Annotated in this window: 15 protein-coding genes and 1 tRNA gene; 7 read left to right on the top strand and 9 right to left on the bottom strand. The window is 70.2% G+C overall.

Annotated features, from left to right (window positions below; all coding sequences use genetic code 11):
• Nucleotides 1–177 precede the first annotated feature (177 nt).
• The 3 genes from ACGFI7_RS01575 to ACGFI7_RS01565 are packed head-to-tail and all read left to right on the top strand — an operon-like array spanning nucleotide 178 to nucleotide 2,929.
• Nucleotides 178–1,530 (top strand): replication initiator, encoded by a 1,353-nt coding sequence (locus ACGFI7_RS01575; protein WP_393399570.1) that lies wholly within the window; start codon nucleotides 178–180, stop codon nucleotides 1,528–1,530.
• A complete protein-coding gene (locus ACGFI7_RS01570; protein ID WP_393397903.1) occupies nucleotides 1,527–1,712 on the top strand; it encodes a helix-turn-helix domain-containing protein in 186 nt (61 codons plus the stop codon). Before ACGFI7_RS01575 ends, ACGFI7_RS01570 begins: the two co-directional genes overlap by 4 nt.
• A complete protein-coding gene (locus ACGFI7_RS01565) occupies nucleotides 1,709–2,929 on the top strand; it encodes a tyrosine-type recombinase/integrase (RefSeq protein ID WP_393397901.1) in 1,221 nt (406 codons plus the stop codon). Before ACGFI7_RS01570 ends, ACGFI7_RS01565 begins: the two co-directional genes overlap by 4 nt.
• An 87-nt stretch (nucleotides 2,930–3,016) precedes the next feature.
• Here the strand turns inward: ACGFI7_RS01565 and ACGFI7_RS01560 are convergent.
• Together ACGFI7_RS01560 and rlmB are read right to left on the bottom strand one after the other, a co-directional pair.
• Nucleotides 3,017–3,089: transfer RNA gene (locus ACGFI7_RS01560), tRNA-Thr, on the bottom strand.
• Nucleotides 3,090–3,110: 21 nt separating this feature from the next.
• Complete coding sequence (gene rlmB, locus ACGFI7_RS01555; protein ID WP_393397899.1) at nucleotides 3,111–4,067, bottom strand: 23S rRNA (guanosine(2251)-2'-O)-methyltransferase RlmB; 957 nt, start codon at nucleotides 4,065–4,067, stop codon at nucleotides 3,111–3,113.
• A 54-nt stretch (nucleotides 4,068–4,121) separates the two neighbouring features.
• Between rlmB and ACGFI7_RS01550 the strand changes: the two genes are divergently transcribed.
• Complete coding sequence (locus tag ACGFI7_RS01550) at nucleotides 4,122–4,544, top strand: DUF6157 family protein (RefSeq protein ID WP_393397897.1); 423 nt, start codon at nucleotides 4,122–4,124, stop codon at nucleotides 4,542–4,544.
• Nucleotides 4,545–4,656: 112 nt separating this feature from the next.
• Here ACGFI7_RS01550 and cysS read toward each other — a convergent pair whose 3' ends face one another.
• Nucleotides 4,657–6,048 carry a cysteine--tRNA ligase gene (gene cysS / locus ACGFI7_RS01545; RefSeq protein ID WP_393397895.1) on the bottom strand — a complete coding sequence of 464 codons (1,392 nt, stop codon included), beginning with the start codon at nucleotides 6,046–6,048 and terminating at the stop codon, nucleotides 4,657–4,659.
• A gap of 115 nt (nucleotides 6,049–6,163) precedes the next feature.
• On the opposite strand from cysS, the gene ACGFI7_RS01540 reads away from it, so the two are divergent.
• The gene (locus ACGFI7_RS01540; protein ID WP_393397893.1) at nucleotides 6,164–7,234 is read left to right on the top strand and encodes a DUF2637 domain-containing protein; all 1,071 of its coding nucleotides are present in this window, start codon (nucleotides 6,164–6,166) and stop codon (nucleotides 7,232–7,234) included.
• A 294-nt stretch (nucleotides 7,235–7,528) separates the two neighbouring features.
• On the opposite strand, the gene ACGFI7_RS01535 is transcribed toward ACGFI7_RS01540, so the two are convergent.
• From ACGFI7_RS01535 to ACGFI7_RS01520, 4 genes are all read right to left on the bottom strand, one after another.
• On the bottom strand, nucleotides 7,529–7,810 hold the full coding sequence (locus ACGFI7_RS01535; protein ID WP_393397891.1) for a GlsB/YeaQ/YmgE family stress response membrane protein: 282 nt from the start codon (nucleotides 7,808–7,810) through the stop codon (nucleotides 7,529–7,531).
• Between the two features lie 95 nt (nucleotides 7,811–7,905).
• Complete coding sequence (locus tag ACGFI7_RS01530) at nucleotides 7,906–8,193, bottom strand: GlsB/YeaQ/YmgE family stress response membrane protein (RefSeq protein ID WP_393397889.1); 288 nt, start codon at nucleotides 8,191–8,193, stop codon at nucleotides 7,906–7,908.
• Nucleotides 8,194–8,332: 139 nt separating this feature from the next.
• Nucleotides 8,333–8,812 carry a 2-C-methyl-D-erythritol 2,4-cyclodiphosphate synthase gene (gene ispF, locus ACGFI7_RS01525; RefSeq protein WP_393397887.1) on the bottom strand — a complete coding sequence of 160 codons (480 nt, stop codon included), beginning with the start codon at nucleotides 8,810–8,812 and terminating at the stop codon, nucleotides 8,333–8,335.
• Nucleotides 8,813–8,829: 17 nt separating this feature from the next.
• Nucleotides 8,830–9,312, bottom strand: coding sequence for a CarD family transcriptional regulator (locus ACGFI7_RS01520; RefSeq protein WP_020544658.1), 483 nt, complete (start codon nucleotides 9,310–9,312; stop codon nucleotides 8,830–8,832).
• A 238-nt stretch (nucleotides 9,313–9,550) separates the two neighbouring features.
• On the opposite strand from ACGFI7_RS01520, the gene ACGFI7_RS01515 reads away from it, so the two are divergent.
• Nucleotides 9,551–10,132: a copper chaperone PCu(A)C gene (locus ACGFI7_RS01515; protein ID WP_393397885.1), complete on the top strand. Its 582-nt coding sequence runs from the start codon at nucleotides 9,551–9,553 to the stop codon at nucleotides 10,130–10,132.
• Between the two features lie 42 nt (nucleotides 10,133–10,174).
• Here the strand turns inward: ACGFI7_RS01515 and ACGFI7_RS01510 are convergent, their stop codons facing one another.
• Nucleotides 10,175–10,867, bottom strand: a complete 693-nt coding sequence (locus ACGFI7_RS01510) for a winged helix-turn-helix domain-containing protein (RefSeq protein ID WP_393397883.1) — start codon at nucleotides 10,865–10,867, stop codon at nucleotides 10,175–10,177.
• Entirely contained in the window at nucleotides 10,864–12,042 is a 1,179-nt protein-coding gene (locus ACGFI7_RS01505) for a sensor histidine kinase (protein WP_393397881.1), read from the bottom strand. The genes ACGFI7_RS01510 and ACGFI7_RS01505 overlap by 4 nt, the downstream gene beginning before the upstream one ends.
• 123 nt (nucleotides 12,043–12,165) lie before the next feature.
• Here ACGFI7_RS01505 and phoU point away from each other — a divergent pair, with 123 nt between their 5' ends.
• A complete protein-coding gene (gene phoU, locus ACGFI7_RS01500) occupies nucleotides 12,166–12,810 on the top strand; it encodes a phosphate signaling complex protein PhoU (RefSeq protein ID WP_393397879.1) in 645 nt (214 codons plus the stop codon).
• The last annotated feature ends 197 nt before the right edge of the window (nucleotides 12,811–13,007 follow it).

Raw genomic sequence — 13,007 nt, 5'->3', positions numbered from 1 at the left:
GCCGACTGCGACGGCACCGGCATCGACAACCACGGCGCGTAACGCGCAGCGCCCCCGGCCTGGCCGTACATCCGCCAAGACACACGCCAGGTCGGGGGCCATCCCCATCACCCGAACGAGTGAGAGGAGGTCTCCATCTTGCCCGCAACCCATGCCAACGCGCACGCCATCACCGGCATGATCAAGCGCCTCAACCGGGACGACTACCACCGCTGGGCATCCCAGGTCCGCAACACCGGCGGCTGCCGCCAACCGATCCACCTCCGTGGCAAGGTCGAACACTACGACCGCGCCACCGGGGCACTGCTGCACCGCTACACGACCCGTACCGAGCCTGACGGCGTCCTGCGGGTGCCGTGCAAAACCCGCCGCGCCTCCCGCTGCCAAGCCTGCGCCGAGACCTACCGTGCCGACACATACCAGCTCATCCGCGCGGGCCTCATCGGCGGCAAGGGCGTCCCCGAGACCGTCACTGCGCATCCGACGCTGTTCGTCACCCTGACCGCGCCATCCTTCGGCACCGTCCACGCCCGCCGAGAGCACAGCGGCAAGGTCAAGCCCTGCCACGCCCGCCGTAACGCCGACACCTGCCCGCACGGACGGGTGATGTCCTGCACCGAACGCCACCACGCAGACGACCCGCGCCTCGGCGAACCGCTGTGCCCGGACTGCTACGACTACACCGGCAGCGTCCTGTTCAACGCCCTGGCGCCGCTGCTGTGGAAGCGCTTCGCCGACTCCCTGCGCCGCGCCCTCGCCAAGGCCGGCGGCCTGCCCCTCAAGGACCTGCCCTGCCACCTGAGACTGTCCTTCGCCAAGGTCGCCGAGTACCAGCGGCGCGGCGTCGTCCACTTCCACGCCGTCATCCGCCTCGACGGCCCGGACGGACCCGTCACACCGCCCCCGGCCTGGGCCGCCGTAGGCGCCCTCACCGGGGCCGTCCAGCACGCAGCCCGTGCGATCTCCGCCACCGCACCCGCCCACGAGGGCCAGCCCGCCCGCAACCTGCGCTGGGGCACGCAGCTCGATATCCGCCCCATCACCCTGGACGGCGACCTCACCGAACAAGCCGTCGCCGGCTACATCGCCAAGTACGCCACCAAGGCCGCCGAATGCGTCGGCACCCTGGACCGACGCATCCACTCCACCGACACTCTGGACGCCTTCAATCTGCGCGACCATGCCCGCCGCCTCATCACCACCTGCCTGCGCCTCGGCGCCCTACCGGAGCTGGCTGAGCTACGGCTCGCCGAGTGGGCGCACATGCTCGGCTTCCGCGGCCACTTCTCCACCCGCTCCCGCCGCTACTCCACCACCCTCGGCGAACTCCGAGCAGCGAGAGAGCGCTTCGTTCGCACCGAGGAGGTCACCCACGGACGCCCGCCTCTCTTCGAGGAGGACACCGTCCTCGTGGTCAGTGAGTGGGAGTACGCGGGCAAGGGCCACTCCCTCGGGGACGCGCTTCTCGCCGCTGCCCTCACTGGCACATCTCTGTCGACCCCTCAGCAGTCCGCTGGGAGCTGCCCATGACCCGGCTCCTCCTCACGGTCCCTGAGGCGGCTGAAGCCCTGGCCATCTCCCGCAGCAAGCTCTACCAGCTGCTCGCCACCGGCGCTGTCGACTCCATCCGCATCGACGGCTCCCGCCGCATCCCCGTCTCCGCCCTCACCGACTACATCACCCAACTCTCCAGGAAGGAGGCCGTCGTATGACCAAGACCCTCGTCGGCACGCCCGATGAGCAACCGCGCAAGAAAAAGACACCCAAGCTGCGCGACGGCGTCATGAAGCGCGGCACCACCTGGTCGTACGTCGTCCGGGTGAAGGACGCCGAAACCGGCGAGAGCCGACCGCGCTGGGTCGGCGGCTTCGCCACCGAGGACGACGCCAAGGCCGCTCGCGACGAAGCTCGCGTCAAAGCTCGGCGCGGCGAGTACATCGACCGCAACACCATCACCGTCGCCGAATACCTCGCCGAGTGGATCGAGGGCCACGCCGTCGAGATCAAGCCGCACACCCTCAAGGGCTACCGCGACATGATCCGCCTCTACATCACCCCGCGCATCGGGACCCTCCACCTCCAGGCTCTACGCCCTTCGACGATCACCAAGTTCTACCGTGACCTGCTGACCGGCGGCGGCAGGAAGAACCGTCCCCTGGCTCCGAACACCGTCAAGCACGTCCACACGGTGCTACGGAAGGCACTCACGGACGCCGTACTCGTAGACGAACTCCTGCCCAACAACCCGGCAGAACGCGCCAAGCTCCCCCGAGTCTCATCCACAGAGCCCGGCATGGTGTGGACGCCCTCCCAGCTCCGGGCGTTCCTCCAGACTGCGCGAGACCACCGCCTCTTCGCCTTCTTCCACCTCGCTGCCTACACCGGCGCCCGCAGAGGCGAACTGCTCAACCTCCGCTGGACAGACGTGGATCTCGACAAACCACAGATCCACATCACCGGCACCGCCGCCGTCCTCGACCGCCAACGCGTCGAGGGCACCACGAAGAGCGGCCGTTCCCGGGTCGTCTCCCTCGACGCGGGCACGGTCAAGGTCCTCAAAGCCCACCGCGCCCGCCAGGACGAGGAACGTCTCAAGCTCGGCAAGTCCTGGAAGGGCGGCCACGCCTACGTCTTCACGACCGGCTGGGGAGAGCCGGTCTTCCCAGACACGCCCAGTTCCCTCATGCCCAAGCTCATTGCCACCCACAACAAGCAGAACCCGCGGGCACCACTCCCCCACGCCCGCCTCCACGAACTGCGCCACATCCACGCCACCACGCTCCTGATGGCCGGCACCCCCGTGCACGTCGTCGCGGCCCGCCTCGGCCACGCCGACCCCGCCATCACCCTCCGCGTCTACGCCCACGTCATCCACGAGCAGGCCGCCACGGCTGCCGACATCTTCGCCCAGGCGGTGGCGTCCTGTTAGCAAGGGTGTTAGCAAGATCGCGACATTGTCCTGACAAACACGAAGCCCCTGAACCGGAAACACCAGTTCAGGGGCTTCATCATGAAGAGCCGACGTGGGGAATCGAACCCCAAACCTTCTGTTTACAAGACAGATGCTCTGCCGATTGAGCTACGTCGGCACGGCCTACCAGTGTAGACGCTCACCGCCGCCGATGACGAGCGACTTCGTACAAGGTCACTCCCGCCGCCACCCCCGCGTTCAGGGACTCCGCCGCCGCGCGCATCGGGATGCGGGCGAGCACGTCGCACTGCTCGCGGACCAGGCGGGACAGGCCCTTGCCTTCCGAGCCGACCACGACGACCAGGGGCTCCGCCAGCAGGTCGACGTCGCCGATCTCCGTGTCGCCCTCGCCGTCTAGCCCGATGACGAAGAGGCCGGCGTCGCGGTATTCGCGGAGGGCGGCGGTGAGGTTGGCGGCGCGGGCGACGCGCAGGGTGGCCAGGGTGCCGGCGGAGGTCTTCCAGGCGCCGCCCGTGACGCCGGCCGAGCGGCGGGACGGGACGAGCAGGCCGTGGGCGCCGAAGGCGGTGGCGGAGCGGGCGATGGCGCCCAGGTTGCGCGGGTCGGTGACGCCGTCGAGGGCGACGATGAGCGGGATCTCGGCCGCGTCGCGGGCCAGGTCGACGAGCTCCTCGGGGTGGGCGTAGTCGTAGGCCGGGATCTGGAGGGCCACGCCCTGGTGGACGGCGCCCTCGGTCAGCCGGTCGAGCTTCTCGCGGGCGACCTCCATGAGGGCGATGCCGCGGTCGGCCGCGATCTTGATGCTGTCGCGTACGCGGTCGTCGTTGTCGACGCGGTGGGCGACGTAGAGTGCGCTGGCCGGGACGCCGGCCTGGAGAGCCTCCAGGACGGGGTTGCGGCCGCCGATGTATTCGGGCGCGTCGTCGGAGCGCTTGGCGCGCACCGGGGCCCGGCGGGTGCCGCCGCGCTCCTCGCGGGCGACGCGCTCCGCCCTGGCCTTGTCCTTGTACCAATGGCGCATCTCGGCAGGCGGGGTCGCGCCCTTGCCTTCGAGCCCGCGGCGACGCTGACCGCCGGCGCCCTTGCTCGGGCCCTTCTTCTTGGCGGGCCTGCCCGCCTTACCCCCTGCTGCCATGGAATCAAGGGTACTTGCGCCACCAAGTCCCTTCGCCCGCCTAGATTGGCGGGCGTGGACCTGAACTACTACGACACGCTCATCGCCGTGGCCGACGACACCAGGGTCATCCGGGCCGAGGTTCCCGTGCCGCGGGCGGGCAGGCCGACGATCGCCTCCGTGCAGTACGAGTTGCTCGCCTCCGGGCCGGGCGCCCTCACTCAGGAGGACGTGCTGTTCGAGAGCTGGTTGCGGCGTCAGGACGACCCGGAACCGCCGGACGACGTGCGGGCAGCGCTGCGCGACCGGTTCTTCAGCAGGTCGCAGGCGTGCCTGCGGGCCTCGCCGCTGCCGAAGAAGCACGGCTGGGGCCTGCTCTTCGACGGGGCGGGCCGCATCACGCTCTGCCCGATGGAGTCGGAGGAGTATCAGCGGATCGTCGCCGGCGAGGAGGAGGGGATCCGCGTGCTGAAGGCGATGCGCTCCAGCCGCGCCTAGGTCAGCGCGGAGCCGAGAACGCACCTTGGTCAGCGCGGGTCCGAGAACGCGCTCAGGTCAGCGCGGATCCGAGAACGCGCTCAGGTCAGCGCGGATCCGGGAATGACAGCCCTTAGCCGCGCAGCTCCCAGCGGGCGCCGTGCGGGGTGTCCTCGACGGTGATGCCCGCCGCGGCGAGCTGGTCCCTGATCGCGTCGGCGGCCGCGTAGTCCTTGCGGGCCCGGGCTGCCTTGCGCTGCTCCAGCGCCACCGCCACCAGCGCGTCGACCACCGGCTTGAGGTCGGAACCCGCCGACCGCCACTGCGGCGAACGCGGGTCGAGGCCCAGGACGTCGAGCATGTTCTGGGTCTCGGCCAGCAGCCGGGCCACCGCCTCCTTGTCGCCCTTGGACAGCGCGACGTTGCCCTCGCGGACCACCTCGTGCACGACAGCGAGCGCCTGCGGCGTGCCCAGGTCGTCGTCGAGCGCGTCGGCGAACGCCTGCGGGAGCGGCGCGTCGGCGTCGACGTCGTGGATGACCTCGGCGGCGCGGGTCACGAACCCCTCGATCCGCTGGTAGGCCGCCGCGGCCTCCCGGAGCGCCTCCTCCGAGTAGTCGATGGAGGAACGGTAGTGAGGCGCGGCGAGGTAGTAGCGCAGCTCGACCGGGCGGACCTTCTGCACCATCTCCGGGATGAGCAGCGAGTTGCCCAGCGACTTGCTCATCTTCTCGGCGCCGATCTTGACCAGGCCGTTGTGCAGCCAGTAGCGGGCGAAGCCGTCGCCCGCCGCCTGGGACTGGGCGACCTCGTTCTCGTGGTGCGGGAAGATCAGGTCGAGCCCGCCGCCGTGGATGTCGAACGTCGGCCCGAGGTATTTGGTGGCCATCGCCGAGCACTCGAGGTGCCAGCCGGGGCGGCCGAGGCCCCACGGCGTCGGCCAGGTGGGCTCGCCGGGCTTCTCGCCCTTCCACAGGGCGAAGTCGCGCGGGTCGCGCTTGCACGACTCGTCGTCGGTGTCGGCCGCCGGGCGCATGTTGGCGAGCTTCTGGTTGGACAGCTTGCCGTACTCCTCCTCGTACGAGCGCACGTCGAAGTAGACGTCGCCGCCGGAGGCGTAGGCGTGGCCGCGGTCGATGAGCCGCCGCATGAGCTCGATCATCTCCGGCACGTGGCCGGTGGCGCGCGGCTCGACGGTCGGCGGCAGGCAGCCGAGCGTGTCGTAGGCCCAGGTGAAGGCGCGCTGGTTGCGCTCGGCGACGACGAACCAGGGCACCCGCTCCTCGGCCGACACCCTGATGATCTTGTCGTCGATGTCGGTCACGTTGCGGCAGAACGTCACGTCGTAGCCGGAGCGCGTGAGCCAGCGTCGCAGCACGTCGAAGTTGACGCCCGAGCGGATGTGGCCGATGTGCGGAGGGGCCTGCACGGTCGCGCCACACAGGTAGATCGACGCACGGCCGGCCTCGAGCGGGACGAATTCGCGAATGCCGCGGGTGGCGGTGTCGTAAAGGTGCAGGCTCACGAAGGCAAGGCTAACGCCTCAACCCCCGTCGCGGACCTGATACCGCGCCAGGTTGTCCGGTACCGGTTGACGGAGATCGGCCCGGGAGCGCTTTGTTCTGTAGGCTCGGACCGCCATGGACGTGACTCCCCCCTTCACCCTCCGGCGCCTGGGCATCGCCCTGGCCGGACTCGCCGTCGCCGCCCTGACGGGCGCCGCGTGCGCGCTCTCGTTCGACGATCTACGGGCGCTGGCCGTGCACGGCGGCGCCCGCCCCGACCTCGCCTACCTCTACCCGGCGGGGTTCGACGCGCTGCTCGTGATCACGCTGCTCGGCGTGCTGTTGCTGCGTACCGCCCGGGTGCTGGTGCGCGTCCAGGCCGCGTTCGTGCTGGTCCTGCTCATCCTGGCGGCCGCCGCGGTGAACGTCGCGACGGCTCTCGGCCAGGCGTTCGCGCCCTCTCCCACCGCCGTCGGCGTGGCGGTCGCGCCGTGGGTGATGCTCGCGCTGGGGCTCTGGCTCTGGCTGCTGCTCATCAAGCACGTGCAGGCCGGACGGGAGTCCGCGCGCGACGACGACGGTACGGGGGAGCATGACATCGTGCCGTTCCGCCGGGGCGTCGAGGCCGACAGGACGGTGGAGGCGCAGCGCCCGGCGCCCGGCCCACGCCCTGAGGAGGAGCCGCCGCCCCTGGAGACGGCCGCGCCGGTTCTCCCGGCCGTGCTGGAGACTCCGGTCGTCGGGCCCACTCCCGCCCCGGAGACCCCGCCGGTCTCGGAACAGGTCACCAGCTGGCCCGCCCAGGACCCCGAGCCCTCCGAACCCTCCGCGCCCGAGCCCTCTCCCAAGCCCGAGCCAGAGCCCGAGCCAGAGCGGCCCGTACGGTGGGGTGATCGGGTCAAGCCGAGAGACGTCCTGGTCCATCCGCGCTCGGCCGCCGACGCGGAGAAGAGCGCCGACACGCAGCCCGTCCCGGTCGTGCGCGCCGACGGTCCCGACCCGCGCCACGGCCCCGAGGCCGCCGACGCCGGCGAGCGCGAGAACGCCGCCTCCAGGGCCGGTACGGGCGACATGGACGCGCTGGAGGACACCGCTCCCCACCCGATCGTGGAGGAGAACGACCCCGACGGCGACGGCCACCGCCCGCTCCCCAGCGAGGCCCCGTCAGGCCGCCTGCGCAGCACGCCGCGTCCCCCCGAGGACTGAAGAGGGCAGAGGGAAGAGCGCAGGGCTGAGGCCGACGCCGGCGAAGAGGGCTGAGGTCAGTACAAGGCCTGAGGGACCGCTGGAGCCGAGGTCAGCGCAAGGACTGAGCGACCGCTGGAGCCGAGGTCAGCGCAAGGACTGAGCGACCACTGCAGACTGAGGTCAGCGGAGGCGGCTCAGGTCAGGGGAAAGACTCACGGGGCAAGACGAAGCCCGCCCGGCGTGGATGCCGGGCGGGCTTTGCGCACGTTGGTCCGCGCTCTCGGGTTCAGGCACGGGTGCCGGTGTCACCGGTTAGATGCCGGTACCGCGGGGCCCACCGCGGCGTAGACCGGCGACGATGCCGACTCCCACGACCGCCAGGACGACCTGGAGCACCAGCTCTATCCAATCGATGCCGGGAGTGGTCTCGACGCCGACGACCTGAGCGATCAGCGTTCCGATGAGCGCGGCCACGATGCCGACGACGATGGTGAGGATCCACCCGATGGCCTGCCGGCCCGGAAGCAGCAGACGCCCGATCGCACCGATCACGGCGCCGATCACGATGGCGCCCAGGATGGACTGGATTGTCATGACACAAACCTCCCCGTGTGGATGAGCCGTTCATCCGCACGGGGAGTGGATACCCGATCTCCGGCCTTTATGCCCGAGATTTACGATTTAGCAGGTCAGGTGGTGGTTCGCCCTCTCGTGCCACCCCTCCCCTTCGCCGATCCGGCCACAATCGCCACACCGACCACGGCCAGCACGAGCTGGAGGATGTGTTCGAGCCAGTCGATCCCCTTGGTGTCCGCCCAGCCGAACATCTGGGCGATCAGCGTGCCGAGCAGCGCCGCGACGATGCCGACGATCAGCGTCAGCCCTAGGGACATGTTCTGCTTGCCCGGCAGGATGAGCCGGGCCAGTGCGCCGACGATGGCGCCGATGACTATCGCGGAAACGATCGCGCCGATCATGTATAGCTCCCCCCGAAAGCGTCTTCAGCAGGACCTACCCGGCGATTAGCGAAGTTACCCCTGGTAGACGGCGATCCGCACCGCGCCAGAGCGGACCGCCGCCGACCATGGGACAGGCGGGCGGCAGGTTGCCCGCCGCTTAATCGACGTCTGATCCGGGCGGGAGGTTGACGACGAGCGCGGTCGCGACCGCCGCGACGCCCTCGCCGCGGCCGGTGAGGCCGAGCCCGTCGGTGGTGGTGGCGCTGAGGCTCACAGGAGCCCCCAGAGCGGCGCTGAGCGCTTTCTCCGCCTCCAGGCGCCGGGGAGCCAGTTTCGGCCGGTTACCGATGATCTGGACGGCCACGTTGCCGATCTGGAAGCCGGCGGACCGCAGCGTGCGCGCGGTCTCCTCCAGGAGGGCGGCACCGGAGGCGCCCGCCCAGCGCGGGTCGCCGGTGCCGAACAAGCCGCCCAAATCTCCCAGGCCCGCCGCCGACAGGAGGGCGTCGCAGGCCGCGTGCGCGGCGGCGTCGCCGTCGGAGTGGCCGGCCAGACCGGTCTCGCCCGGCCAGTGCAGGCCGGCGAGATGCAGCTCCCGACCTGATGCGAACGGGTGGACGTCGACTCCGACGCCCACCCGTGGAACGATCGCGCTCAGGAGTTGAGAACCTCGTCGAGAAGGGCTTCCGCCTTGTCCTCATTGGTCTTCTCGGCCAGCGCCAGCTCACTCACGAGGATCTGGCGGGCCTTGGCGAGCATGCGCTTCTCGCCCGCGGACAGGCCGCGCTCGCGGTCCCGCCGCCACAGGTCGCGGACGACCTCGGCGACCTTGTTCACATCACCGGACGCGAGCTTCTCCAAGTTGGCCTTGTAGCGCCGCGACCAGTTGGTCGGCTCCTCCGTGTGCGGCATGCGCAGCACGTCGAAAACGCGCTCGAGGCCTTCCTGGCCGACAACATCGCGCACCCCGACGAGTTCTGCGTTTTCCGCTGGCACCTGGACGGTAAGGTCGCCCTTGTCGACCTTGAGCACCAGGTAGGTCTTTTCCTCACCCTTGATGGATCGCGTCGTGATTGCTTCGATCCGAGCAGCCCCATGGTGGGGGTAGACGACAGTGTCGCCGACCTGGAAAGTCATGTGACAAGTACCCCTTCCGCTGTACTCCAGAGTACCACGCATCCACAGGGTCCCGGAACAGTGAAATCATCATAACTGCAGGTCAAAGCCGCATATTGGGGATTGACAAGTGGTCAACTCTGTGAATCGCATATCCGGACATACCTAATGACCTGCGGGGGTGCGGATATGACCTTGGAAACAGGTGGATATGGTAGGCGCTGCCCATCACCATGCGCAGACCAAGGAGAACCCGCCCGTGACCAGCCGTCGCTGGATTGCCGCCGCAGCCGCGTTCCTGGCAGCCCCCGTACTCGCCGGGTGTTCTGCTGGTTTCGACGCCAACACCAACCAGCCGTACGCGCCGGTTGAGGCGGCCGCCCTGATCGACCAGGGCGCCTACGGCAAGCAGAGCATCCACATCCCCCAGGCGTTCGTCCTCGGTCCCGAGTCCGGCGGGCAGCTCCCGTGGCGCGGCAACGCCCCGGTCTACCTGACGATCCTCAACGACGGGAGCGCCGCCGACACGCTGCAGGCCGTCAGCGCCGGCGAGGTCGCGGAGGCCAAGCTGGCCGCGCCTCTCCAGCTGCCGCCCGGCCAGCTCGTCAAGAGCGAGCCCGCCAAGCCGCAGATCGTCCTGGAAGGCCTCAGCAAGGCCCTCAGGGGCGGCGAGACCATCCAGCTGGACCTCCAGTTCGCCAGCGCCGGCACGATCACCCTGAACGTCCCCGTGGTGCCCCACAACCGCGAGTACGCGTCCTACCCGGCGGTCCAGGGCGCCATCCCCGCACCGACCCCGTCGCCGACGCCGACCGACGAGGCCGCCGAAGAGGCCCACTAGAACACGAGAACCCCGTGTCCCCATCCGGGACACGGGGTTTCGTCAGCCCTCCACGACGTCGAACTTGTAACCGAGGCCGCGCACGGTCAGGATGCAGCGCGGGTTCGACGGGTCGGCCTCGATCTTCGCGCGCAGCCGCTTGACGTGCACGTCCAGCGTCTTGGTGTCGCCCACGTAGTCGGCGCCCCAGACGCGGTCGATGAGCTGGCCGCGGGTGAGCACCCGGCCGGCGTTGCGCAGCAGCATCTCCAGCAGCTCGAACTCCTTCAGCGGCAGCTGCACCGGCTCGCCGCGCACCGCCACCACGTGGCGGTCGACGTCCATGCGCACCGGGCCGACGGCGAGCACCGCGGTCTCCGGCTCGTCCGCCGCGTCGCCCTGGCGGCGCAGCACCGCGCGGATGCGCGCCACCAGCTCGCGCGACGAGAACGGCTTGGTCACGTAGTCGTCGGCGCCCAGTTCCAGCCCCACGACCTTGTCGATCTCGCTGTCCTTCGCGGTCAGCATGATCACCGGGACCTTGGAGCGCTGCCGCAGCGACCGGCACACCTCGGTGCCCGGCAGGCCCGGCAGCATCAGGTCGAGCAGCACCAGATCGGCGCCGTTGCGGTCGAAGGCGTCGAGCGCCTCGGGCCCGGTCGCCGCGACCGAGACCTCGAACCCCTCCTTCCGCAGCATGTAGGACAGGGCGTCGGAGAAGGACTCCTCGTCTTCCACGACGAGCACACGAGTCACTGAGCGGCCTCCAGAGGGATAGCGGGTGATGCCGGGACGGCCGTCCCGCCGAAGGCGGGCAGGCGCAGGGTGAAGGTCGAGCCGGAGCCTTCCTTGCTCCAGACGGAGACCTCTCCCGCGTGCGAGGCGGCCACGTGCTTGACGATGGCCAGGCCGAGACCGGTGCCGCCGGTCGCGCGGGAGCGGGCCGTGTCGACGCGGAAGAAGCGTTCGAAGATGCGTTCGCGCAGCTCCTCCGGGATGCCGATGCCCTGGTCGCTGACGCTGATCTCGACGCTCTCCCCCGCGGGCCTGGTGCTGACCACCACGCGGGTGTGCTCCGGGCTGTAGGCGATCGCGTTGGCGATGAGGTTGCGCAGCGCGGTCACCAGCAGCTCCTCGTCACCCCAGACGCGCAGCCCTTCCGTGCCGCCGACGACGAGCGTGATGTCCTTCGCGCCGGCCCGGGTGTTGCAGTGGTCGACGGCGGCGCCGATGACCTCGTCGACGGTCACCTGGCCGGGCGCGGGGATCGGCTCGGCGCCCTGGATCCGGCTCAGCGTGATGATGTCCTGCACCAGGTAGGTGAGCCGGGCCGCCTCGTGCTGCATGCGGGCCGCGAACCTGGTGACCGCCTCCGGGTCGTCGGCCGCGTCCTGGATCGTCTCGGCCAGCAGGCTCAGCGCGCCGACCGGGGTCTTGAGCTCGTGGCTGACGTTGGCCACGAAGTCGCGGCGCACCGCCTCGACCCTGCGCCGCTCGGTCTGGTCCTCGGCCAGCACCAGCACCTGCCCGACCGAGCCGAGCGGCGCCACGCGGACCGCGAAGGCGGTGGTGTCCTGGCCGAACCTGTGGCCGGCCACGTCGATCTCGGTCTCGCGGATCTCGCCGTCCCGCCGTACCTTCCGTGCCAGCGCCAGCAGCTCGGCGACCATCAGCCGGTCACCCTTGACCAGCCCGAACGCGCGGGCGGCCGAGCTGGCGCGGAGCACGCGGTCGTGCGCGTCCAGCACCACCGCCGACGAGGGCAGCACCGCCAGGACCGAGGCGACGCCCTGCGGCAGCGCCGTCACGCCCGGATCGGCGACGTCGGCCCGCCTGCGGGGCGCCTCGATCTGGTGGCGGTAGACGAGCACGGCCAGAGCCCCCACGACGAAGCCGGCCAGGGCCGCGAAGCTCATGGCCATCTCACTCATGCTCCCGATGGTAGGCGGCGCCCTGCCCCGAACCCGCCCGTCACCTGGGGATGAGCCCGCCATTCCCGGAAAGTTCACCTCAGCGTCGGAGTTCGTTCACAAGCTCCCCCATACGGTGACGACATGCGCGACGCGTACCACGAAGAACTTGACGCACTCACCGACAGACTGGTCGAGATGACCAGGCTCGTCCGCTCCGCCATCTCGCGCGCCACCACCGCGCTGCTGGACGCCGACCTCCAGCTCGCCGAGCAGGTCATCTCGCGTGACGAGGAGGTGAACACGCTCTTCGCGGGCGTCGAGGGATCCATCTTCGACCTGATGGCGAGGCAGCAGCCGGTGGCCGTCGACCTGCGCCTGGTCATCACCGCGCTGCGCATGGGCGCCGATCTGGAACGCATGGGCGACCTCGCCGTGCACGTCGCCAAGGTGGCCCGGCTGCGCCACCCCGACTCCGCCATCCCCGCCGAGGTCCGCTCCACCATCGTCGAAATGGGGCAGATCGCCGAGAACCTGGTCACCAAGGCGGGCGGCTGCATCGCCACCCGCGACGTGGAGTCCGCCCTGGAGCTGGAGCAGGACGACGACGCGATGGACCGGCTGCACCGGCGGCTGTTCCGCACCATCCTCGGCAAGGACTGGACGCACGGGGTGGAACCGGCCATCGACATCACTTTGATCGGGCGCTACTACGAGCGGTACGCGGACCACGCGGTGAGCGTGGCGCGCGACGTCGTCTACCTGGTGACGGGGACGCGGCCGGAGTGATCGCTCGCCTTCCGAGCGGGCTTCCCGGCCACCGGGCTTCCGGCTGGGCTTCCGGACCGGCTTCCGGACCGGCTTACCGGGCGCGGGCGAGGCGGGCGCGGGCGAGGCGGGCGCGGGCGAGGCGGGCGTCCCGATCGGGCGACAGTCACGAGCTTTTCGGGAAACCCCTCGGGCCGGGCGCCGTGACGCGTGCCTGC

It is taken from the genome of Nonomuraea sp. NPDC048826 (assembly GCF_043198225.1).
Classification (GTDB): domain Bacteria; phylum Actinomycetota; class Actinomycetes; order Streptosporangiales; family Streptosporangiaceae; genus Nonomuraea.
Note: the sequence above shows the minus strand (reverse complement) of the source record. Positions and strands in the feature narration are given on the sequence as shown.